Origin of the sequence: Bradyrhizobium sp. HKCCYLRH1034 (genome assembly GCF_051168375.1) — a bacterium.
In the GTDB taxonomy this organism is placed as follows: Bacteria; Pseudomonadota; Alphaproteobacteria; order Rhizobiales; family Xanthobacteraceae; genus Bradyrhizobium.
Genome location: NZ_JBNPUW010000011.1, coordinates 77,030 through 99,025, shown reverse-complemented (window position 1 = coordinate 99,025; position 21,996 = coordinate 77,030). Strand labels below are relative to the sequence as shown.

The window sequence follows — 21,996 nt, the reverse complement described above, 5'->3', positions numbered from 1 at the left end:
CGATGGCCGCCGACATCTTCAGGATCACGCTGGCCCAGCTCAACCCGACGGTCGGCGACATCGCGGGAAATGCCGCGAAGGCGCGCGAGGCGCGGGCGAGGGCGGCGGCCGACGGCGCCGATCTCGTGGTGCTGCCGGAGCTGTTCCTGGCGGGGCATCCATGCCAGGACCTGGTGCTGAAGCCGGCATTTCAGGCCGCGTGCCGGGCCGCGATCGAGGCTCTCGCGCGCGAGACCGCCGATGGCGGGCCGGCGGTGCTGATCGGCACGCCCTGGATCGACGACGGCAAGCTCTACAATGCCTGCGTGCTGCTCGACACCGGCCGCATCGCCGCGACGCGCTTCAAGGCCAACCTGGCCGATGGTGATCAGAAGCGCGTGTTCATGTGCGGCCCGGCGGCCGGCCCGCTCAGCGTACGGGGCGTCCGCATCGGCGTCGCGATCGGCGAAGACATCTCGCCCGAAGAATCCTCGAACGACGAAAACGTCATCGAGACGCTGGCGGAAACCGGGGCCGAACTCATCGTCGTGCCGAGCCGCTCATGCTACCTGCGCAGCGGCGGCGACCGGCGCCTGTCGGCCGCCGTGGCGCGCGTCACCGAAAGCGATCTGCCGCTCGTCTGGCTCAACCAGGTCGGCGGTCAGGACGGCAAGGTGTTCGACGGCGCATCGTTCGCGCTGAACGCCGATCTCTCGGTGGCCGCGCAGCTTCCGGGCTTCGCCGCTGAGGTCACGACCTTGGCATGGAGCAGGGGAGACGACGGCTGGCAGTGTCGGGGACCGGTCACCACGCCGAGCGAGGGCGACGAGGCGGACTACGCGGCCCGCGTGCTCGGCCTGCGCGACCACGTCGAGAAGCATGGCTTCACCGGGATCGTGCTGGCTCTGACCGGAGGCATCGAATCCGCGCTGTCATTGGCGATGGCCGTCGATGCGCTCGGAGCTGCGAGGGTGCGCGGTGTGGTGCTGTCCGGGCCGGACATGCCGCAGGAATCGCCGGCTATTGCAGTCGCGGCGCGGTTCGGCGTCACCGCCGAGACGTTGCCGATCGCACCGGCAGTGGCAGGCTTCGAAACGGTTCTCCCCGGGCCGCTGGCGGGCGACGCCCGTCACGCTCTCCTGGCGCGCGTGCGCGGCTCGCTGCTGCTGGCCTTGGCGAGCCTCTCCGGTGCGCTCGCGGTCGTGCCTCGCAAGACGTCGGACCGGCATGGCTGCGAGATCGGTGACGCGACTGGCGGTGCCACTCTCGTCGACGGCGTGTCCCAGGCCGAGATCGTTCGTCTCGCAGCGCTGCGCAATCGTTGGAAGCCTGCGAACGCGCTAGGGCCGTCGGTCGAAGTCATGTCGCCCGATCTCGCTGGCCGCGCGTCCTCAGATGCGTTCGAAGGATGACCCGGCGATCTCGCTCAACGCGCGGGAATGAAGGTCGGTCCGACCGTGCGGATCTGCTTGTCGCCACCGGCGCCCGTCGTGGCGTCCGCGGTCGCGGGCGCTGCCGCATCGGCCGGTGCGGCGCCTTTGCGGGCGGCGTTCGCCGGCGGCTTGCCGGTCTGGCGCTGCTGCATCCGCTTGGCGCTCTCCTCGGTAACGATGATGTCGCCCTGCTCGGCGGCTGTGGCCCGGTCGTCGATCGATTTCAGCGCGTCGGCCCAGGTCTGGCCGGGCGCCTTGCAGGAACAGCTCGGGTTGAACTCGGTGCGATACTTGAAGGCGTTCGGCAGCGCGGTGTAGGGCTGGCCGTTGACCGAGACCGCCTGGTTCATGTCCTCGCCGGGATTGCGATAGGTGAACAGCGTCGCGTCGGCGGCGGGGCATTGCGCCTTGCAGGCGCGCTCGTCGTCGGCGAAGCGGCCGGGAACGGTGGCAAACGAGATCGGGAAATAGGCGCCGTCGCAGCTACGCACGCACACGGTCCGGTAGGTGCCCTGCGGCGCCGCGAGATCGGCGCTCGGCGGCGGCAGCGATGCGGCGGGATTGCTGTCGGCACCGCCGCCGAACAGGCTGGTCAGGAAGTTGCCGCCGCCGCCGCCGCGATTGGCGTTAGCGTACTGCTGATATTGCGGGCCGCAATTGTTCTGGCCGAGGGCTGCCAGCACCGAGCGGCGCTGGTTGTCGCGCTCGCCGCCGAACCCGCCGCCACGGAGCCGCTCCAGGCTGCTCATGATCTGGTCCAGGTTGGACCGCATCTGCTGGATCTGGTTGTTCACCGGGGCGCATTCGGCCGAGCGGCCGTTGAAGATCGAGAAGAAGCCCGGGCTGTCGCAGCCCATGCGCTTGGCCTGCATGCTGACGCGGTCGAGCTCGCCTTGCTGCTTGGCGGCAGCATCCTGATAGCGCCGGATCTGGTCCTCACGCGCGGGATCGCCGCCACCGCGATCGATCGAGGCGAGCTGCGCCTCCAGGCGCGGACAGATCGGATTGACGCCGGCCTGCGGTCCGGGCGGGCCCGGCGGCATCTGCGCATAGGAATCGGAGCTGGATTGCGCCAGGGCGTGCGAGCCGGTCAGGGTCAGTCCGAGCAGCGCAGACACGGCCAGCAGGCGCGGAGACAGGGATGCGATCAAGATGCGGTATTCCGGTCCATGGGTGCAGCCGCGGGACTAGCACAGAATTCGGAAAAATCGCGGCAGCGGCGGGCATCCCATAGCCGCTTTGTCGGGCATCGTCACGTCGTTTCCAGGGCGCCGGGGTGGCGGGAACCGCTGTTCCCGGCCGTCTCAGCGCTGGCAGGTGATCGCGACAAAGTCGCTGCAGCCGCCACGGGCGCAGTTTGCGCCGGCTTTCGGCACCGATCCGGTGATTTCATCGGGGTCGACGCGGCGATAGGAGGAGGCCTGTGCAAAATCCCGTGATTGGCAGTACGACCGCGCGGCCGAGGCGCCGCATCGGTCGCCCTTGGCGAGGCACTGGTCGACGCCGTAGCCGTCGGCTTCGTTGGCGATGATGAAGATGCGGCTCTCCGCCGTGGCGGTGGTCGCGGCGGCGAGGAGAACACAGCAGGCGAGCAGCGCCGGGGAGATTCGCATGGTGCACCGGTGGGTGTAGGAGACAACTCATGGTTAGGCCCAAAAGCTTAAAAATGATTAACCATGAGGCGGGGCGCGAGCATTTGGGCAGTGAAAACGGCCGTTTTGCGGCTCTTGACGGAGACAGTCTGCTGCAGCATGGTGAGTTTCATGAACGGTTTCCTCGCCATCTGCTGCATTTGCCGCGAGATTACGCGCTAGCGATTCGCTGGCTGAGGCCGTCTTTTCTCAACAGAGATGATCAGGACGCCCGGCCGGCAGGTCGGAAGTGTGATTCGTGCCGTGGCGGCCCGCTCGCGGGCGGTCGTGCGGCGTAGGACACCCGTTTCGCTTCGTCATGGACTGTCGGTCCGGCGGGGCGGTGAGCACAGGGCATTCGGGGACGGACCATGGACTTGCGTTTGTACGACACCGCGTCGCGGGAGAAGCGCCCCTTCGTGCCGCTCGATCCCAACAATGTCCGCATGTATGTCTGCGGACCGACGGTCTACGACTTCGCCCATATCGGCAATGCGCGGCCCGTGATCGTCTTCGACGTGCTGTTCCGGCTGCTGCGGCATCTCTATGGCAAGGATCACGTCACTTATGTCCGCAACATCACGGACGTCGACGACAAGATCAACGCCCGCGCCGCGCGCGACTTTCCCGGGCTGCCGCTGAACGAGGCGATCCGGAAGGTGACGGAGGTGACGGCCAATCAGTTCCGCAGCGACGCGGCTGCGCTCGGCAGCCTGCCGCCAACCTTCGAGCCACGCGCCACCGAGTTCGTGCTGCCGCGCCCTGATGGCAAGGCGGATATGGTGAGCCTGATCAAGCAACTGATCGCGCGTGGCCACGCCTATGAGGCGGGCGGCGAGGTGTTGTTCGACACCCGGTCGATGCCGGACTACGGCGCGCTGTCGGGCCGCAGGCTCGACGAGCAACTCGCCGGCGCGCGCGTGGCCGTCGATGCGCACAAGAAGAATCCTGCCGACTTCGTGCTGTGGAAGCAGTCGTCGGAGGACGAGCCGGGCTGGGACAGCCCGTGGGGCCGCGGCCGGCCGGGCTGGCACATCGAGTGCTCGGCGATGAGCGCAGCCTATCTCGGCGAGGTCTTCGACATCCATGGCGGCGGACTCGATCTGATCTTCCCGCATCATGAGAACGAGATCGCGCAGTCGCGCTGCGCGCACGGCACGTCGGTGATGGCGAACTACTGGCTGCACAATGAGTTCGTCCAGGTCGAGGGCGCGAAGATGTCGAAGAGCCTCGGCAATTTCGTCACCATCCGCGACCTGCTGGCGGACTGGCCTGGCGAGGTGCTGCGCCTCAACATGCTCAAGATGCATTATCGCTCGCCGGCCGATTGGACCGTCAAGGGCCTGGAGGAGAGCGCGAAGACGCTCGACGACTGGTATCGCGTCGTGGCCGATGCGCCGGGTGAGCAGCCGGGGCCCGAGATCATCGCCGCCCTCGTCGACGACCTCAACACGCCGCTGATGATCGCAGAGCTGCACGCGTTGCGGAGCCGTGCGGCGTCCGGCGGCGAGACGGACCGCGCGGCCTTTGCCGGCTCGCTCCGCTTTGCGGGCTTCCTGTCGGACACCGTCGCGCGATGGGAAGCGCGAAAGCAGCAGGCCAAAGGCGTCGACGCCGCCAAGGTCGAAACCCTGATCGCCGAGCGTACCGCGGCCCGGGCGCGCAAGGACTTCAAGGAGTCCGATCGCCTCCGCGACGCACTCGCCGCGATGGGTATCGTATTGAAGGACGGCAAGGGCGCCGACGGCAAGCCGGTCACGACCTGGGAGATTGCGCGATGAGCAAGCCCGACACCCCGTTTCCGCGGCACTGGCTGTACTACATCCTGCTCAAGCTGGTGCTGATCGCGGGCGCAGTGGCGCTGGTCACGAAACTCTATGGCATGTGGTGACGCATGGGACAGGCTCTCCCGAGGCCCGCGCTGCGGCCGTTTCTTCCCGCTGATGCGCCGGTGCTGGCCGCGATCTTCGTCGCCAGCATCCAGCAATTGACCGGTGATGACTACAGCGAGGAGCAGCAGGAGGCCTGGGCGTCCGCTGCTGAGGATGAGACGGGTTTTGGCAAGAGGCTGGCATCCGAGCTCACCTTGATTGCGACCCTGCAGGGCTCGCCGGTCGGCTTCGCCGCGCTGAAGGGCAACGATCACATCGACATGCTCTATGTCCATCCGAATGCGGCCGGGCAGGGCGTCGGGGCCCTGCTATGCGACGCGCTGGAAAAGTTGGCGGGCGCGCGCGGCACGACCGGTCTGTCGGTCGACGCTAGCGACACGGCGGTCGAATTCTTTCGCAAGCGCGGCTACGTCGCGCAGCAGCGCAATAGCGTCTCCATCAATGGCGAGTGGCTCGCCAACACGACGATGAAGAAGACGCTCGGCTCCGGGGGAGCGCAGGCATGAGCAGGGCAGGCACAAGCAGGGAACGGCTTTATCTGTTCGACACCACCCTGCGTGATGGCGCGCAGACCAACGGTGTCGATTTCACGCTGGCCGACAAGCAGGCCATCGCGCGCATGCTCGACGATCTCGGCATCGACTATGTCGAGGGCGGTTATCCCGGCGCCAACCCGCTCGACACCGAGTTCTTCGCCGCCAAGCCGAAGCTCGGCCACGCCCGCTTCACCGCCTTCGGGATGACGCGCCGGGCGGGACGCTCGGTGTCCAACGATCCGGGCGTGGCGGCGCTGCTGGAGGCCAAGGCGGACGCGATCTGCTTCGTCGCGAAGTCATCCGCCTACCAGGTGCGCGTCGCGCTGGAGACCACCAACGAGGAGAATCTCGCCTCGATCCGCGACAGCGTGACGGCCGCGAAGGCTGCGGGGCGCGAGGTGATGCTCGACTGCGAGCATTTCTTCGACGGCTACAAGGAGAATGCGGAGTTCGCGCTGGCCTGCACCCGCGCGGCCTATGAGGCCGGCGCGCGCTGGGTCGTGCTGTGCGACACCAATGGCGGCACCATGCCGCACGAGATCGAGCTGATCGTCGGCGAGGTCGTGAAGCACGTGCCGGGCGATCACCTCGGCATCCACGCCCATAACGACACCGAGCAGGCGGTGGCGAACTCGCTTGCCGCGGTCCGCGCTGGCGTGCGGCAGATCCAGGGCACCTTGAACGGACTCGGTGAGCGCTGCGGCAATGCCAATCTGTGCTCACTGATCCCGACCTTGAAGCTGAAGACGGAGTTCTCGGATCGGTTCGAGATCGCCGTATCGGACCGGCAGCTCGCCGGCCTGATGAAGGTCTCGCGCACGCTCGACGACATGCTGAACCGTGCGCCGAACCGGCACGCGCCTTATGTCGGCGAGAGCGCCTTCGTCACCAAGACCGGTATTCATGCGTCGGCCGTGCTGAAGGATCCGCAGACCTATGAGCACGTCCTGCCCGAGCGCGTCGGCAATCATCGCAAGGTGCTGGTCTCCGACCAGGCCGGACGATCCAACGTCATCGCGGCGCTGGAGCGCGGCGGCATTCCCTTCAGCAAGAGCGATCCGAAGTTGACGCGCCTCGTCGAGGAGCTGAAGGAGCGCGAGGCCGCGGGCTACGCCTACGAGTCCGCCGACGCCTCGTTCGAGCTGCTGGCGCGGCGTACGCTGGGCTCGGTGCCGGAGTATTTCCGGGTCGAGCAGTTCGACGTCAATGTCGAGCAGCGCTACAACGCGCTCGGTGAACGCGTCACGGTGGCGCTGGCCGTGGTCAAGGTGGACGTCGCTGGCGAGCGGCTGATCTCGGCGGCGGAAGGCAACGGCCCGGTCAATGCGCTCGACGTCGCCTTGCGCAAGGACCTCGGCAAGTACCAGGGCTTCATCGACGGCCTCAAGCTGATCGACTACCGCGTCCGTATCCTCAATGGCGGCACCGAGGCGGTCACGCGCGTGCTGATCGAGAGCGAGGACGAAAAGGGAGAGCGCTGGACCACGGTCGGCGTCTCGCCGAACATCATCGACGCCTCGTTCCAGGCGCTGATGGATTCGGTATTCTACAAGCTGGTGAAGTCCGGCGCGAAGGGGTGAGATGATGCATCCGTCGTTGCGAGCGAAGCGAAGCAATCCAGGCCTGAATGCGCGATTCTGGATTGCTTCGTCGCTTCGCTCTTCGCAATGACCTGGAGAGGCCAGGAGCAAACGCATGATCGACCACGTCTCCGTCGGTGTCAGCGATCTCGTCCGCAGCGCGCGGTTCTATGAGCGTGCGCTGGCGCCGCTCGGGCTGACGCGGCTGATCGAGCGTCCCACGACCATCGGCTTCGGCAAGGCCTATCCGGAATTCTGGATCAATCTACGCCCCGCCATGGCGCGCGTGCCGGCCGACACCGGCTCTCATGTGTGCCTGCGAGCCAGGAGCACGGCGGAGGTCGATGCGCTTCACGCGGCGGCGTTGGAGGCGGGCGGAGTTTCCGACGGTGCGCCAGGACTGCGGCCGCATGATCGCGTGCGCTATTATGCGGCCTTTGTGCTTGATCCCGATGGCAACCGGATCGAGGCGGTCACATTCCCGAGCGAGTAGGGGCTCAGAGCCGTTTGGCGATCTCAGGCGCCATCTCGGTCTCTTCCTTGGCGACGCGGGCGGCGGCCTCGCGCAGGCGCGGCAGGATGTCCTCGACGCGTTCGGCCCTGAGCAGCTCGATCTGGAAGCCGGGGCGGATGAACTCGGTCTCGCGCATGTGCGCGAGCAGCCCGAACAGCGGTTCCCAGAAGCCGTCGATATTGGCCATCAGCACCGGCTTGGCGTGGCGTCCGAGCTGCTTCCAGGTCAGCTGCTCGACGAGCTCCTCGAGCGTGCCGATGCCGCCGGGCAGCGCCACGAACGCGTCGGAGTGCTCGAACATCAGCCGTTTGCGCTCGTGCATGTCGGGCGTGATGATGAGATCCTTGAGCGGCATCATGACTTCCTTCTTCACCAGGAAGTCCGGAATGATTCCGGTGACGTCGCCGCCATGGTCGAGCACGGCCTTGGCAACCGCGCCCATCATGCCGATGGAGCCGCCGCCATAGACGAGCCTGACGCCGTTCTCGGCAAGCGCCTTGCCGAGTGCTTTCGCCGATTCGATGAAGCTGGGATTCGTCCCCGGGCCGGAGCCGCAATAGACGCAAACGGTGCGGATTTCAGTCATTGGAGCGGTGTGACACTGCAGTTGAAAGGCGTCGAGACGAGGGCGGAGGACGTGGATTCGCGGGCTTTCACGGATTGATGCAGGCTGAATGGGTCCATTTGTCCGAAAACAAGTATGCAAATACTGCGCCGCGGCAACGGATTCCGTCGACGTACCGGTGCATCCGGCGCCCGGACACTCTATATGACGCAGGCAACGCCCGGCATCACAACATGCCAAAACACTCGCTGCTCCAGAACGTTTGATGCCGCCCGATTCCTCCTCCGAACCAGCCGCCAACCAGCCTTCGTCCCTCGAGCAGGGAACGCTGGCCGGCACGCTGCGCCACTTGTGGCCCTTCATCTGGCCGCGCGATCGCGCCGACCTGAAGATGCGCGTGCTATGGTCGGTGGTGCTGCTGATCGTGGCCAAGGTCGCGACGCTGGTCCTGCCCTTCACCTTCAAATGGGCGATCGACGCGTTGACCGGCGCCAATACCGCGCCGATCGCGCCCGATAACTGGGCGTTCTGGCTGGTGGCCTCGCCGATCGTCATGACGGCAAGCTACGGCGGGATTCGGGTGCTGATGGCGGTGCTGACGCAGTGGCGCGACGGTATTTTTGCCCGCGTCGCCATGCATGCCGTGCGCAAGCTTGCGACCATCACCTTCGTCCACATGCATGAATTATCGCTGCGCTTTCACCTCGAGCGCAAGACCGGCGGCCTGACCCGCGTGCTCGAGCGCGGCCGCAACGCGATCGAGACCATCGTGCGCATGGTGATCCTGCAGCTGATCCCGACCATCGTCGAGGTCTCGCTGCTGACGGCGGTGCTGCTGTGGCAGTTCGACTGGCGCTACGTTCTGGTCACGCTCACCATGGTCGCGGCCTATCTCTATTACACCTACATTGCGACCGAGTGGCGCATCGAGATCCGGCGCCGCATGAACGACTCGGATACGGATGCCAATACCAAGGCCATCGACTCGCTGCTCAACTACGAGACAGTGAAGTATTTCGGCGCCGAGGCGCGCGAGGCCGAGCGTTATGACCGTTCCATGGAGCGCTACGAGCGGGCCAGCGTGAAGACCTATACCTCGCTCGCGGTGCTCAACGCCGGGCAGGCCGTGATCTTCACGATCGGGCTGACGGTGGCCATGCTGATGTGCGCCCAGGGCGTGCGTCAGGGACGCAACACGGTCGGCGACTTCGTCATGATCAACAGCATGATGATCCAGCTCTACCAGCCGCTGAACTTCATGGGCATGGTCTATCGCGAGATCAAGCAGGCGATCATCGACATCGAGAAGATGTTCGGCGTGCTCACGCGCGATGCCGAGGTGAAGGACGCGGCCGGAGCGACGCCTTTGGTGGTCACCTCTGGCAATGTCCGCTTCGACGATGTCCGCTTCGCCTATGAGCCGGAGCGGCCGATCCTGCAGGGGCTGAGCTTCGAGGTGCCGGCGGGCAAGACGGTCGCGATCGTGGGGCCGTCCGGTGCTGGCAAGTCGACCATCTCGCGGCTGCTGTTTCGGCTCTACGACGTCTCCGGCGGCCGCATCTTGATCGACGGCCAGGACATCCGCGACGTTACCCAGGTGTCGCTGCGCGCCCAGATCGGGATGGTCCCGCAGGATACCGTGCTGTTCAATGACACCATCCGCTACAACATCCGCTACGGACGCTGGGATGCGGACGACGCCGCCGTCGAGGAGGCGGCGAGGCTGGCCCAGATCGACGGTCTGATCCGGATGGCGCCGAAGGGCTACGAGACCCAGGTGGGCGAGCGCGGCCTCAAGCTCTCCGGTGGCGAGAAGCAGCGCGTTGCGATTGCCCGCACCATCCTGAAGGGGCCGCCGATCCTCGTGCTGGACGAGGCGACCTCGGCGCTGGACAGCCATACCGAGCACGAGATCCAGGAGGCGCTCGATGGTGTGTCGCGCAATCGTACCTCGCTCGTGATCGCGCACCGGCTTTCGACCATCGTGGCGGCCGACGAGATCATCGTGCTCGACCGGGGGCGAATTGCCGAGCGCGGCACCCATGCCGAGCTGCTGGCCAAAGGCGGGCTGTATGCCGGCATGTGGAACCGGCAGCGCGAGGCTGAGGAGGCGCGCGAAAAACTGGCGCAGATCGGCGACGATGCGGGGGCGCCGAACCGCAATCCGCCGGATCGGAGCGAGCCGGACGCGGCCGGGCCCGATCGGACCGGACAGGTGGCGAGTGCCGCCGAATGATGCCGCGAACCGCCCTGATCTGAACTCAAGAATGCATTAAGGATTCATTTTGACCTTCGCCGGCCATCGACCTAGTCAAGGCGGCGGTCCGCTCTGAGGTCAGAGCGACAACACTCAACGAAGCAGGCCATGTCGATCAGCAATTCCATCCGCGCTCAGATCCCGCCGATCCACCCGGAAGGTTATCCTTTCATCGGGGGATTTGCCCTCGTCAGCCTGATCCTGTTCTGGATATTCACCCCGCTCGGCTGGATCGGCACGCTGCTCACCGTCTGGTGCGCGCTGTTCTTCCGCGACCCGATCCGGGTCACGCCGCAGCGGGAAGGGCTGGTGGTGGCGCCGGCCGACGGGCGCATCTCCATGATCACGCGCGCCCTGCCGCCGGCCGAGCTCGGCCTCGGCGACCGACCGCTGCTGCGGGTCTCGATCTTCATGAGCGTGTTCAACGTGCATGTGAACCGCAGCCCGGTGGCCGGCCGGATCGAGAAGATCGCCTACCGTCCGGGCGCCTTCATCAATGCCGAGCTCGACAAGGCGAGCGAGGACAACGAGCGCAACTCGCTCGCGATCTCGACGCCGCATGGCCGCATCGGCGTGGTCCAGATCGCAGGCCTCGTGGCGCGCCGGATCGTGTCGTTCGTGCGCGAGGGGCAGACCATTGGGGCTGGCGAGCGCTTCGGCCTGATCCGCTTCGGCTCGCGGCTCGACGTCTATCTCCCCGACGGCACGGACGTTCTGGTCTCGGAGGGGCAGACGGCCATTGCCGGCGAGACGATCCTGGCCGATTTCGACGTCCCCGTGCCCGGCCTGACGTTCCGGAGCCAGTGAACCGTCGCTGCCCGCTGGTGACCCATTAAGGGGACCTTGAGCTGTGTTCAGGCACAAGGTTCCGGCCCAAACCACACGTGGTGTGATCATGAGCTTCGACGTGAACTCTCCCGAACTGCGCCGCCGCCGTTTCCGTCCGATCCCGGTGCGGCTGCTGGTGCCGAACATGATCACCCTGCTGGCGATCTGCGCCGGCCTGACCGCGATCCGGCTGTCGACCGAGGGACGGATGGAGCTCGCGGTTGGCGCCATCGTCTTTGCCGCCTTCCTGGACGGCATCGATGGCCGCATCGCCCGCATGATCAAGGGCCAGTCGAAGTTCGGCGCCGAGCTCGACAGCCTGGCCGATTTCGTCAATTTCGGCGTGGCGCCGGGCCTGATCCTGTATTTCTGGCAGCTCCATGAGCTGCGCGACGGCGGCTGGATCGCCGCCATGATGTACGCCATCAGCGGCGGCCTGCGGCTGGCGCGCTTCAATGCCAGCATCGACGATCCCAACAAGCCGCCCTTCGCCGCCAATTTCTTCACCGGCGTGCCGGCACCGCTCGGCGCCATCACCGTGCTGCTGCCCGTCTATCTGGCGTTCCTGGACCTGCCGAGGCCGCCGGCGCTGGTGACGGCGTTCTACACCCTGCTGATCGCCTTCCTGATGGTGTCGCGGCTGCCGGTGTTCTCCGGCAAGACCACGCGGATGCGTGTCTCGCCCGAACTCGTGCTGCCGGTGTTCGCCTCGGTGGTGTTCTTCGTGGCGCTGCTGGTGGTCTATCCCTGGCACATCCTGTCGGCCGGATCGATCCTCTACATCCTGAGCCTTCCGTTCGGCTGGCGGCTGTATCGGCACCAGGCGGCGCGGCACGCTGCGGTCCTTGGTGCCGCGGCTGCAGCGTCGCACGCCTCGTCTTCATCCACGACGGCTTTTGCGCCGACCGGCGCGCCAGCGGTGGAGCAGGGGCAGCGGCCGCCGGAACGGCTGCACTGAGCGCAGGGCCCAAGACCCGGCGCGCGCTTTGCCGGCTTGGGCGCCTCAGTTATACCGGATGGCCAAGGACGGCCGCGAATGCCGTCCGCATCATCCGGAGAAAACGCCCGTGACAAGCACTGCCGCCGCGCCCCTCGCTGCTTCCGTCCTCGAGGCGCTCGCGCGCTACGATACGCCGACCATCTGCAACGCGATGGAGATCGTGGCGCCCGAGCTGCGCCTGATCGGCTACACGACCAAGCCGCTGGTGTGTCCGTTTCCCGATCTGCCGCCCATGGTCGGCTACGCGCGGACGGCGACGATCCGGTCCGTCGTCAAATCGGGATTGCCGGCGGAGGAGCAGGCGAGGCGACGCACCGACTACTACGAATATGTCGGCACCGGTCATGGTCCCCGCATCGTCGTGATCCAGGATATCGATGGCCCCGACATCGGTTACGGCGCATTCTGGGGCGAGGTACAGAGCAACGTCCACAAGGCGCTCGGCTGCCTCGGCGTGATCACCGATGGATCGATCCGCGACATCCCGCAATGGGCTGCCGGCTTCCAGGCACTGGCGGGCTCGATCGGTCCGTCGCATGCGTGGGTGCATGCCGAGAGCTTCGGCGGCGAGGTCCGCGTCGCCGGGATGACCGTGCGCTCGGACGACCTGATCCACTCCGATCGCCATGGTGCGATCGTCATCCCCGCCGACATCGCGGCGAAGCTTCCCGAGGCGGCCGAGTTGTGCGCGCGCCGTGAAACGCCGATCCTGGAGATCGCGCGGTCTGCGGATTTCTCGCTCGAGAAGCTCAAGGCCGCTTTGAAGCGGTCGGCGGAGATTCATTGAGCGTCGCTTCACTCCGGTCCCAATGGGCGAGCCGTACCGCGCGGCGGTGCGGCCCGCCGGCCTTGCGCTGGGCGCTCGCCGAACTGCGACGCTGCAACCGCATCCGGATGACTACGGGGTGGCGGCTGACCCTCCGCCGAAAATATCGCACACGGTGACGAATTACCCGCAAACAGGCCGGAATTCGCCGAAGGTTAAGCGGCCGTCGCTCGTTGAGAAGATTTTATCCATCAAGCTTTACCTGATGGCTAGCCTGTCCCGATAGGCATGTCGCCCGAGGGCGAAGGACATGCGCAGGCTGATATCGAAATCCGGGCCGTTGTTCGGGCGGCTCGACCGGACCGTCGACAAGATGGTTCGGCTGATCGGACATTTCGGCAGCGCCGCGATCGGCCTCTCGGCGATCGCCCTGGTGTGGGCCGGCATCTTCTACACCATCTCTGAAGAGTATACGCGCACCGAGCAGTCGGCGCTTAAGAACGGCGCCAATCTGGCCCGCGCGTTCGAGGAGCAGATCATCCGCTCGATCCGCGCGGCAGATCAGACCTTGCTCTACGTCCGCGACTCCTATGCCAGGGACCCGCACAACTTCGACATGTCGCTATGGTCGAAGAACAGCCAGTTCCTGTCCGACTTCTCGTTTCAGGTCGTCGTGATCGGCAAGGACGGCATCATGCTGTCCAGCAACATCGATCCGAAGATGCGGGGCCTCGACCTGCGCGACCGCGAGCACTTCCGCGTTCATGCCGACGGCAAGGATGATTTTCTCTTCATCAGCAAGCCGATCTTCGGCCGTGTCTCCAACAAATGGTCGATCCAGTTGACCCGCCGCATCATCATGCCGGACGGTTCGTTCGGCGGCGTCGTGGTGGTCTCGCTCGACCCCGAATATCTGTCGAGCTTCTACAATTCGGTCGATCTCGGCAAGAAGGGCAATGTCACACTGCTCGGTCTCGACGGCATCGTGCGCGCACGGGCCTCTGCGGGTCCAGGGGGCGTCGGATCCTCGCTCGCCGGCAGCCCGGTGATGAGCGCCATTCAGCACAGAAGCAGCGGCTTCTACACCTTCAAAAGTCTGATCGACGGCGTCACGCGCATCTACTCGTTCCAGCGCATCAAGGATCTGCCGCTGGTGGTCATCGTCGGTCAGGCCTCCGAGGAGATCTTCAGCGCCTTCAAGCTCAACCGCGATCGTGATCTGCTGGTCGGAGCGTTGCTGACGGTGGTCATCGGCATCATCACGATCCTGATTGCGCGCTATCAGGCGGGGCTTGCCGCCTCGCGTGATGCCGCCGAGGCAGGTACGCGGGCGCGCTCCGAATTCCTGGCGATGATGAGCCATGAGATACGCACGCCGATGAACGGCGTCATCGGCCTTGCCGATCTCTTGCTGTCGGCGGACCTCGCGCCGGAGCAGCGCAAGATCGCGACCACCTTGCGCGAGTCGGCCGACTATCTGTTGCAGCTGCTCAACGACGTCCTCGATTTCTCCAAGCTCGATGCCGATCGTCTGGAGATCGAGCACATCGAGTTCGACCTGCACCGGTCGGTGACGGCGACCGCCGAGCTGCTGGTGTCCCGCGCCAAGGAAAAGGGTCTGCAGCTGACCACCTCGATCGCGCCGGAAGTGCCGAACTACGTGGTCGGCGATCCCGCGCGATTGCGCCAGGTGCTGTTCAACCTGGTCGGCAATGCGCTCAAATTCACCGAATCGGGCGGCGTCCATATCGATGTCCGTGCCGAGAACCTTGCCGGGCCGCACCTGACGCTGGTGTTCTCGATCGCCGATACCGGCGTCGGCATTCCCGCAGACGCCGTCAGCCGGCTGTTCAAGCAGTTCTCGCAGGTCGACAATTCCATCTCGCGCCGCTTTGGCGGCACCGGCCTGGGGCTCGCAATCTGCAAGCGCCTCGTCACCTGCATGGGCGGCGACATCACGGTGCAGAGCAAGGTGGGGGAGGGAAGCACCTTCACCTTCTCGATCCAGGTCCAGACGCAGCCGGACGTCGAGCAGGTGAGCGCGCCCGAGGCGACCATCGTGCCGGTTGGTGAGACGATCGCCGAGGAACGTCCGGGCAGCCTCGAGCCGCTGAAGATCCTCGTTGCCGAGGACAATCTGACCAATCAGTTCGTCATCAAGAAGCTCCTGGACAAGCTCGGTCACCGCTACGACATCGTCGAGAACGGAACCCAGGCGATCGCGGCCGTGCAGAGGCAGGCCTACGATCTCGTGCTGATGGACATGATGATGCCCGAGATGGACGGGCTGACGGCGACGCGGATGATCCGCTCGCTGCCGCCGCCCGCCCAGGACATCTACATTGTTGCCCTGACGGCCAACGCCACCAGCCAGGATCATCTGGCTTGCACGGACGCCGGCATGAACGACTTCGTGACCAAGCCGGTCACGCGCGATCGACTGAATGCCGCTCTGCTTCGCGCGGCCGCTGCTACACACAAGGAAAGGCTTGTCGCATGACCGACTGGGTGCAATTCGACGAATCCGTCTATCAGATCCTGGTCTCCGAGCTCGGCGAAGAGGATGCACTGGAGGTCCTGCGCACGTTCCTCGACGATACGTCCGGAAAGTTCGGCACGCTTGCGGCCAAGTTCGAGGATCGCCTCGAACTGAGGCGTGAGGCGCATTCGATCAAGAGCTCGTCGGCGACGTTCGGTTTCTCGGCGCTGTCGCGCCTGTCGCGTGAACTCGAGGTGGGATCGGCGACGATGGAGCCGGCGCAGATGCTGGAGATGGTCCACAAGATGCAGCGATCATTCGATCAGTCGGCCGTCTTCGCCGCGGCGAACCTGCTCAAGTCCGGATCCTCAGCCGCTTGAGCGAGTCGGCGTGGTCTGCGGCGCCGCTGTTTACCTTTCATTATGCCTACCGAATTCAGTAACTCGTCCTTAATGGCGGACATCTAGTCTCGTGACATGCGGTCCAGAAGCACCGCGTCGGTCCGGCAGGGTCGTGGTTTGCGTACGCGGGTGGAGTTGACTCATGGATATTATGACGAGTGCGGGGCTCGTGGCTGGCGTGATCGTCATCGCGACGATGATGCTGCTGGGCGGCGATCTCGAGATGTTCGTCAGCGAGCACGCCGCAATCATCATCTTCGGCGGTTCGATCGCAGCCACCATGATTCGCTTCCCGCTGGGCGTTATGCTGCACGGCGTTCCGCTTGGAATGAAGTACGCTTTCACCATGAGCCGCCTGTCGGCCCGCGAGCTCGTCGACGAGCTCGCCCGCATTGCCGAGATCGCGCGCAAGCAGGGCCCGGTCGGCCTGGAAAAGGTCGAGACCGACGAGCCGTTCCTCGCCAAGGGAATCCGCTACGTGGCCGACGGCTACGACCTCGAATTCATCCGCGACAATCTCGAGCGTGACCGCGACAATTTCCTGATGCACCTCGACGAAGGCAGCAAGATCTATCGCGCCATCGGCGACTGCGCCCCGGCGTTCGGCATGGTCGGCACGCTGATCGGCATGGTGCAGATGTTCGCCAACATGACCGACCCCTCGAAGCTCGGCCCGTTCATGGCGACCGCGCTGCTCGCGACCCTGTACGGCGCGTTGGTGTCGAACCTGATCTGTCTGCCGATCGCCGACAAGCTGCATGGCAAGCTGCTGGACGAGGAAACCAACCGGACGCTGATCATCGACGGAATCCTGATGATCCGCGACTCCAAGAGCCCCGCCCTGGTCCGCGAAATGCTCCTGGCCTATCTGCCTGAGAAGCATCGCCACGCCGAAGGCGAGCCCGTGCCGGCCTGATCGGCTGCGGCGGGGCGATCCGGGGTGGGGTAGGCAATGGCCAAGAAGAAGAGGGGCGATGCGCATGGCGGCGGTCACGGCTGGTTCGTGACCTTTGCCGACCTGATGGGACTTCTGGTCAGCTTCTTCGTGATGCTGGTCGCGTTCTCGACCATGGACAACAACAAGCTGAAAGTCGTCGCAGGCTCGATGCGCGACGCCTTCGGCGTGCAGTCCGAGTCGCGCTATTCGGGCATCGTGGAATCCGACGGCCTGCCGACCCGGCCGAAGCTCAAGAACGCCGCCCACATCTCGCCGGAGGAGACCGCGCGCGAGCCCAGCCCCGAGCAGGAGGAGCGCCAGCATACCAATGGCGCCAAGCTGAAGATCGATCGCCAGTTCGCGCTGGCGTCTGCCTCGCTGCGTCAGGCGCTGCAGGACATGCCGGAGATGACCGAGATCTCCAAGCACATCATGTTCGAAGAGACCAAGCAGGGGCTCAACCTGGAGATCGTCGACCAGGACGGGCGGTCGATGTTCGCGGATGGCTCGAAGGTGCCCTTCGACCGCACGCGACGCCTGATCGAGAAGCTGGCCGCACCGCTCAAGGCGACACCGCTTCGGGTCCAGATCACCGGGCACACGGCCGCCGGCTTCGTTCCCGCCCGGAGCGATTATGATGGTTTCGACCTGTCGGCGGACCGCGCCAACGCAGTACGCCAGATCCTGGAGCGGGAAGGGCTGCCGGCGAGCCACATCTACGCGGTCTCCGGCAAGGCGGATAGCCAGCCACTGTTCCCGGACGATCCCTCGCTGGCCGCCAACCGCCGCGTGACGATCACCTTGATGCGGGAAGACCCGCCATTGCCGCCCGATCTGAAGCCGTAGCCGGGACGCTTCGCTTCCCGCATCATATTGCCGCACGGGCGACTGCGAACGGCAACGAGGAGCATCAGCAGGCACTTGATTCGCCTGAGGCAGATCCGACATCTGCCTCAGGGTGCTTGGGCTAAAGGCACTTGCCGCGATGCGGCATGCGACATCTGTGTCAGCCGTGCCGTTTGGTTGCGGGCTGGGAACATAGGTCTGCTTACGGTAGAGACTTGACCTGCGAACGGTCTACGTTCACACGCGCCGGGCCAAACAGGGAAGATGCGTTCCGAGCACATGACGGCCAGCGCGACATCGACCGAAGGACAAGACACCGCGAGCACGTCGGGGTTTTGGGGGCTGACGCTAGGCAGCATCGGCGTGGTGTTCGGAGACATCGGCACCTCGCCCCTCTACGCCTTTCGCGAGGCCGCGCACGGCGCTGCTCAGGGGCACCCGGTGTCGCGGATCATCGTGCTCGGCGTGCTCTCGCTGATCCTCTGGTCGCTGTTCATCGTGGTGACAGCCAAATACGTCCTGCTGCTGCTCCGCGCCGACAATAACGGCGAGGGCGGAACGCTGTCGCTGATGGCGCTCGGACAGCGGGCTTTGGGTCGGCGCAGCCTGTTCCTGATGTCGCTGGGCGTGATCGGCGCTTCGATGTTCATCGGAGACTCGATGATCACGCCGGCGATCTCGGTGTTGTCGGCGGTCGAAGGCCTCAAGCTCGCCGCGCCTGCGCTCGAGCATTATGTCGTGCCGCTGACCGTGTTCATCCTGGTCGTGCTGTTCGCGGTCCAGAGCAAGGGGACGGCGCGCGTCGCCTCCGCCTTCGGCCCGGTCATGGTCACGTGGTTCACCGCCCTCGCCGTGATGGGACTGGTCCACATCCGCGACGACCCCTCGGTGCTCGCGGCCATCAATCCCTATTATGCGGTGCAGTTCCTGCTCTCGCACGGCACGATCGGCCTGGTCACCCTGGGCGCGGTGTTCCTCGCGGTCACCGGCGGCGAGGCGCTCTACGCAGATCTCGGTCATTTCGGCCGCAAGCCGATCCAGTCGGCCTGGCTGTTCTTCGTGCTTCCGGCGCTGCTGATCAACTATTTCGGGCAGGGCGCCCTGGTGCTGTCCGATCCCGCCGCGATCGAGAATTCGTTCTACCGGATGGTGCCTGAACTGTTGCTGCTGCCGCTGGTGGTGCTGGCCACCGCCGCGACTGTCATCGCGAGCCAGGCCGTGATCACGGGCGCCTATTCGCTGGTCAGCCAGGCGGTCCAGCTCGGCCTGCTGCCGCGTTTCGAGGTGCGCTATACGTCGGAGAGCCATGCCGGCCAGATCTATCTGCCGCGGGTCAACCGGCTGTTGCTGATCGGCGTGCTGCTGCTGGTCCTGCTGTTCCGGACCTCGAGCAATCTCGCCTCCGCCTACGGCATCGCAGTGTCCACCACCATGGTCGCCGACGGCATCATGGGCTTCGTGGTGATCTGGAAGCTGTGGAACTTGCGTGCGGCCGTGGCGGCTGCCGTGATCGCTCCCTTCGTCATCGTCGATATGACCTTCTTCAGCGCCAACCTGCTGAAGCTCCTCGAAGGAGCCTGGGTTCCGCTGCTGTTCGGTGCCGCGATGGTCGTGACGATCTGGACCTGGCGTCGTGGTTCGGCGATCTTGGTGCTCAAGACGCGCAAAATCGAGGTTCCGCTGGATGACCTGATCACCAGCCTGGAGAAGAGGCCTCCTCACATCGTCAAGGGCACGGCGGTGTTTCTCACGAGCGATCCGACCTCGGTGCCGACCGCATTGCTGCACAATCTCAAGCACAACAAGGTGCTGCACGAGCACAACGTGATCCTGACCATCGAGACCGCGCAGACGCCGCGGGTCGATGTCTCGGAGCGCGTGCGCATGGAGAAGATCAGCGAGAAGTTTTCCAAGGTGCGGCTGCGCTTCGGATTCATGGAATCCCCGAACGTGCCGCGCGCGCTCGCGGTGGCGCGCAAGCTCGGCTGGCAGTTCGACATCATGTCCACGTCGTTCTTCGTCTCGCGCCGCTCGTTGAAGCCATCGTCCCAGTCGGGCATGCCGACCTGGCAGGACCATCTCTTCATTGGTCTGAGCCGGTCGGCCAACGACGCCACGGACTATTTCCAGATTCCCACGGGCCGGGTCGTCGAGGTGGGTACCCAGGTAACGATTTGATCGGTTGGTCTTCCCTGATGTCTCATGTATGCCTAAATGCATGGCTGAGGCGCATTCCCGACAGGTCCGTCGCAACGCGCTGCCGCTATAAGCCGCGCGCTCTGCCGCGTTGTGCAGTGAAGCATTAACGAGTCCTCGAGGGGGCTACCCCATGACAGTCGACGTCGCAGCTACGCCCGCGGAAGCGCCGGCGACCAACGGGCATGGCAACGCCCATTCCACGGCGAGCTTCGCGGCGCTGACACTGGGAAGCATCGGTGTCGTCTATGGCGACATCGGCACCAGCCCGCTGTACGCGTTGCGCGAAGCGGTCATGGCTGCGAGCAGCAGCGGCGAACCTGCGCCTCACGCCGTGATGGGGGTGATCTCGCTCATCCTGTGGGCTCTCATCGTCGTCGTGACCCTCAAATACGTCGTGATCCTGCTGCGCGCCGACAACCACGGCGAGGGCGGAACGCTGGCGCTGATGGCGCTCGCCCAGCGCGCGGTCACGCGCGGCGCCAGCGTCATCGTTCTGCTCGGTATCGTCAGCGGCGCGCTGTTCTATGGCGACGCGGTGATCACGCCGGCCCTGTCCGTCCTGTCGGCGATCGAGGGCATCAAGCTGGTGACGGCGGCGTTCGATCCCTACGTCGTGCCGCTCACGGTCATCATCCTGGTCATGCTGTTCGCGGTCCAGGTGCGCGGCACGGCCAAGGTGGCGGCGTTCTTCGGCCCGATCATGCTGATCTGGTTCCTGGTGATCGGGATCGCGGCGTTGCCGCCGATCCTGCACCATCCGGAGGTGCTGTGGGCGATCAACCCGCTGCATGCCGTGACCTTCATGCTGCATCACGGGATCATCGGCTTCATCACGCTCGGCGCGGTGTTCCTGGCCGTCACCGGCGCCGAGGCGCTGTATGCCGACCTCGGCCATTTCGGCAAGCGGCCGATCCAGACCGCCTGGCTGTTCATCGTGCTGCCGTCGCTGGCGCTCAACTATCTGGGGCAGGGGGCGCTGGTGATCGCCGACGCGAAGGCGATCGAGAACCCGTTCTTCCTGATGTTCCCGGATTGGGCGCTGATCCCGATGGTCGCGCTCGCCACCATGGCGACCGTCATCGCGAGCCAGGCCGTCATCACCGGTGCCTATTCGCTGACCCGGCAGGCGATCCAGCTCGGCCTGCTGCCGCGCTTCGAGATCCGTCACACCTCCGAGGCGCATTCGGGCCAGATCTACATTCCGCGCATCAACAAGCTGCTGCTGATCTCGGTCATGCTGCTCGTGCTGATGTTCAAGTCGTCCAGCGCGCTGGCCTCGGCCTACGGCATCTCGGTCACCGGCACCATGGTCGTGACGGCCATGATGGGCTTCGTCGTGATCTGGAAGGTCTGGCGGTGGTCGCCGTTCGCGGCCGCCGCGCTGATTGCGCCGTTCCTGTTCCTGGACCTGACCTTCCTGGCGGCGAACCTCCTGAAGGTGTTCGAAGGCGGCTGGGTGCCGCTGGCGCTGGGCGGCTTCGTGATGACGCTGATGTACACGTGGCGGCGCGGCAGCCGGCTCTTGTTCGACAAGTCGCGCAAGCTCGAATTCCCGCTCGCCGATCTCGTGACCATGCTTGAGAAGCGTCCGCCGCAGCGGGTGGCCGGCACGGCCGTGTTCCTGACCAGCGATCCCTTGAGCGCGCCGACCGCGCTGATGCACAGCCTCAAGCACTACAAGGTGCTGCACGAAAAGAACGTGATCCTGACGATCGAGACCGCGCCGACGCCGCGCATCGAGCCGTCCGAACGCGTTCGCCTCGAGCAGATCAGTCCGACGTTTTCCAAGGTGACGTTGCGCTTCGGCTTCATGGAATCGCCCAACGTGCCGCGCGCCCTGGCGATCGCGCGCAAGCTCGGCTGGCAGTTCGACATCATGTCGACCTCGTTCTTCCTGTCGCGCCGTGCACTGAAGCCGGCTGCGCATTCAGGCATGCCGCGCTGGCAGGATCACCTGTTCATCTCGATGAGCCGCTCCGCCAACGATGCGACCGACTATTTCCAGATCCCGAGCGGGCGGGTGGTGGAGGTCGGCACCCAGGTCACGATCTGAGCTCGAGACCCATCCCGTCAGCGTGCCGAAGCGCTTGATTTTCGTAGCGTCTGGGGTGAGTTTGGCGGCCGGATCAGGGCCGATACGGCCCGGCTGAAGG

18 protein-coding genes are annotated in these 21,996 nt (G+C 65.4%); 15 read left to right on the top strand and 3 right to left on the bottom strand.

Annotated elements, in window-relative coordinates:
• Positions 1–2 precede the first annotated feature (2 nt).
• The gene (locus ACQR0W_RS24585) at positions 3–1,391 is read left to right on the top strand and encodes a nitrilase-related carbon-nitrogen hydrolase (RefSeq protein ID WP_434840837.1); all 1,389 of its coding nucleotides are present in this window, start codon (positions 3–5) and stop codon (positions 1,389–1,391) included.
• Between the two features lie 14 nt (positions 1,392–1,405).
• On the opposite strand, the gene ACQR0W_RS24580 is transcribed toward ACQR0W_RS24585, so the two are convergent.
• Both ACQR0W_RS24580 and ACQR0W_RS24575 read right to left on the bottom strand, forming a co-directional pair.
• Complete coding sequence (locus ACQR0W_RS24580; RefSeq protein ID WP_316185896.1) at positions 1,406–2,563, bottom strand: DUF2865 domain-containing protein; 1,158 nt, start codon at positions 2,561–2,563, stop codon at positions 1,406–1,408.
• A gap of 153 nt (positions 2,564–2,716) precedes the next feature.
• On the bottom strand, positions 2,717–3,025 hold the full coding sequence (locus ACQR0W_RS24575; RefSeq protein ID WP_315714511.1) for a hypothetical protein: 309 nt from the start codon (positions 3,023–3,025) through the stop codon (positions 2,717–2,719).
• A gap of 389 nt (positions 3,026–3,414) precedes the next feature.
• Here ACQR0W_RS24575 and cysS point away from each other — a divergent pair, with 389 nt between their 5' ends.
• From cysS to ACQR0W_RS24555, 4 genes are all read left to right on the top strand, one after another.
• A complete protein-coding gene (gene cysS / locus ACQR0W_RS24570) occupies positions 3,415–4,824 on the top strand; it encodes a cysteine--tRNA ligase (protein ID WP_434840836.1) in 1,410 nt (469 codons plus the stop codon).
• Positions 4,825–4,937: 113 nt separating this feature from the next.
• The gene (locus ACQR0W_RS24565) at positions 4,938–5,441 is read left to right on the top strand and encodes a GNAT family N-acetyltransferase (protein ID WP_315714508.1); all 504 of its coding nucleotides are present in this window, start codon (positions 4,938–4,940) and stop codon (positions 5,439–5,441) included.
• Positions 5,438–7,051, top strand: coding sequence for a citramalate synthase (cimA, locus tag ACQR0W_RS24560; protein ID WP_315827367.1), 1,614 nt, complete (start codon positions 5,438–5,440; stop codon positions 7,049–7,051). The genes ACQR0W_RS24565 and cimA overlap by 4 nt, the downstream gene beginning before the upstream one ends.
• 115 nt (positions 7,052–7,166) lie before the next feature.
• A complete protein-coding gene (locus tag ACQR0W_RS24555) occupies positions 7,167–7,544 on the top strand; it encodes a VOC family protein (protein WP_315749685.1) in 378 nt (125 codons plus the stop codon).
• A gap of 4 nt (positions 7,545–7,548) precedes the next feature.
• Here the strand turns inward: ACQR0W_RS24555 and ACQR0W_RS24550 are convergent, their stop codons facing one another.
• A complete protein-coding gene (locus ACQR0W_RS24550; RefSeq protein WP_315749687.1) occupies positions 7,549–8,151 on the bottom strand; it encodes a TIGR00730 family Rossman fold protein in 603 nt (200 codons plus the stop codon).
• A gap of 244 nt (positions 8,152–8,395) precedes the next feature.
• Between ACQR0W_RS24550 and ACQR0W_RS24545 the strand changes: the two genes are divergently transcribed.
• The 10 genes from ACQR0W_RS24545 to ACQR0W_RS24500 all read left to right on the top strand — a co-directional run bounded on the left by ACQR0W_RS24545 (position 8,396) and on the right by ACQR0W_RS24500 (position 21,896).
• Positions 8,396–10,366: an ABCB family ABC transporter ATP-binding protein/permease gene (locus ACQR0W_RS24545; RefSeq protein WP_315827368.1), complete on the top strand. Its 1,971-nt coding sequence runs from the start codon at positions 8,396–8,398 to the stop codon at positions 10,364–10,366.
• Positions 10,367–10,459: 93 nt separating this feature from the next.
• The gene (locus ACQR0W_RS24540) at positions 10,460–11,194 is read left to right on the top strand and encodes a phosphatidylserine decarboxylase (protein WP_315827468.1); all 735 of its coding nucleotides are present in this window, start codon (positions 10,460–10,462) and stop codon (positions 11,192–11,194) included.
• 88 nt (positions 11,195–11,282) lie between these two features.
• Complete coding sequence (locus tag ACQR0W_RS24535) at positions 11,283–12,173, top strand: CDP-alcohol phosphatidyltransferase family protein (RefSeq protein WP_315714503.1); 891 nt, start codon at positions 11,283–11,285, stop codon at positions 12,171–12,173.
• Positions 12,174–12,282: 109 nt separating this feature from the next.
• The gene (locus ACQR0W_RS24530) at positions 12,283–13,002 is read left to right on the top strand and encodes an RraA family protein (RefSeq protein WP_316235086.1); all 720 of its coding nucleotides are present in this window, start codon (positions 12,283–12,285) and stop codon (positions 13,000–13,002) included.
• Positions 13,003–13,291: 289 nt separating this feature from the next.
• Positions 13,292–15,481, top strand: a complete 2,190-nt coding sequence (locus tag ACQR0W_RS24525; RefSeq protein WP_315827371.1) for a hybrid sensor histidine kinase/response regulator — start codon at positions 13,292–13,294, stop codon at positions 15,479–15,481.
• The gene (locus tag ACQR0W_RS24520; protein ID WP_315749694.1) at positions 15,478–15,840 is read left to right on the top strand and encodes an Hpt domain-containing protein; all 363 of its coding nucleotides are present in this window, start codon (positions 15,478–15,480) and stop codon (positions 15,838–15,840) included. The genes ACQR0W_RS24525 and ACQR0W_RS24520 overlap by 4 nt, the downstream gene beginning before the upstream one ends.
• A gap of 163 nt (positions 15,841–16,003) precedes the next feature.
• Positions 16,004–16,777, top strand: a complete 774-nt coding sequence (locus tag ACQR0W_RS24515) for a motility protein A (RefSeq protein WP_315714499.1) — start codon at positions 16,004–16,006, stop codon at positions 16,775–16,777.
• A 36-nt stretch (positions 16,778–16,813) separates the two neighbouring features.
• Positions 16,814–17,644: a flagellar motor protein MotB gene (locus ACQR0W_RS24510; protein ID WP_315714498.1), complete on the top strand. Its 831-nt coding sequence runs from the start codon at positions 16,814–16,816 to the stop codon at positions 17,642–17,644.
• Positions 17,645–17,923: 279 nt separating this feature from the next.
• Positions 17,924–19,822: a potassium transporter Kup gene (locus tag ACQR0W_RS24505; RefSeq protein ID WP_315827469.1), complete on the top strand. Its 1,899-nt coding sequence runs from the start codon at positions 17,924–17,926 to the stop codon at positions 19,820–19,822.
• Positions 19,823–19,973: 151 nt separating this feature from the next.
• A complete protein-coding gene (locus tag ACQR0W_RS24500; protein ID WP_315749695.1) occupies positions 19,974–21,896 on the top strand; it encodes a potassium transporter Kup in 1,923 nt (640 codons plus the stop codon).
• The last annotated feature ends 100 nt before the right edge of the window (positions 21,897–21,996 follow it).

Excerpts from the sequence above, each read along its gene's own strand:
- ACQR0W_RS24585 (WP_434840837.1), top strand. The coding sequence starts at position 3 with ATGGCCGCCGACATCTTCAGGATCACGCTGGCCCAGCTCAACCCGACG.
- ACQR0W_RS24575 (WP_315714511.1), bottom strand. The coding sequence starts at position 3,025 with ATGCGAATCTCCCCGGCGCTGCTCGCCTGCTGTGTTCTCCTCGCCGCC.
- cysS (WP_434840836.1), top strand. The coding sequence starts at position 3,415 with ATGGACTTGCGTTTGTACGACACCGCGTCGCGGGAGAAGCGCCCCTTC.
- ACQR0W_RS24565 (WP_315714508.1), top strand. The coding sequence starts at position 4,938 with ATGGGACAGGCTCTCCCGAGGCCCGCGCTGCGGCCGTTTCTTCCCGCT.
- cimA (WP_315827367.1), top strand. The coding sequence starts at position 5,438 with ATGAGCAGGGCAGGCACAAGCAGGGAACGGCTTTATCTGTTCGACACC.
- ACQR0W_RS24555 (WP_315749685.1), top strand. The coding sequence starts at position 7,167 with ATGATCGACCACGTCTCCGTCGGTGTCAGCGATCTCGTCCGCAGCGCG.
- ACQR0W_RS24550 (WP_315749687.1), bottom strand. The coding sequence starts at position 8,151 with ATGACTGAAATCCGCACCGTTTGCGTCTATTGCGGCTCCGGCCCGGGG.
- ACQR0W_RS24545 (WP_315827368.1), top strand. The coding sequence starts at position 8,396 with ATGCCGCCCGATTCCTCCTCCGAACCAGCCGCCAACCAGCCTTCGTCC.
- ACQR0W_RS24535 (WP_315714503.1), top strand. The coding sequence starts at position 11,283 with ATGAGCTTCGACGTGAACTCTCCCGAACTGCGCCGCCGCCGTTTCCGT.
- ACQR0W_RS24525 (WP_315827371.1), top strand. The coding sequence starts at position 13,292 with ATGCGCAGGCTGATATCGAAATCCGGGCCGTTGTTCGGGCGGCTCGAC.
- ACQR0W_RS24520 (WP_315749694.1), top strand. The coding sequence starts at position 15,478 with ATGACCGACTGGGTGCAATTCGACGAATCCGTCTATCAGATCCTGGTC.
- ACQR0W_RS24515 (WP_315714499.1), top strand. The coding sequence starts at position 16,004 with ATGGATATTATGACGAGTGCGGGGCTCGTGGCTGGCGTGATCGTCATC.
- ACQR0W_RS24510 (WP_315714498.1), top strand. The coding sequence starts at position 16,814 with ATGGCCAAGAAGAAGAGGGGCGATGCGCATGGCGGCGGTCACGGCTGG.
- ACQR0W_RS24505 (WP_315827469.1), top strand. The coding sequence starts at position 17,924 with ATGACGGCCAGCGCGACATCGACCGAAGGACAAGACACCGCGAGCACG.
- ACQR0W_RS24500 (WP_315749695.1), top strand. The coding sequence starts at position 19,974 with ATGACAGTCGACGTCGCAGCTACGCCCGCGGAAGCGCCGGCGACCAAC.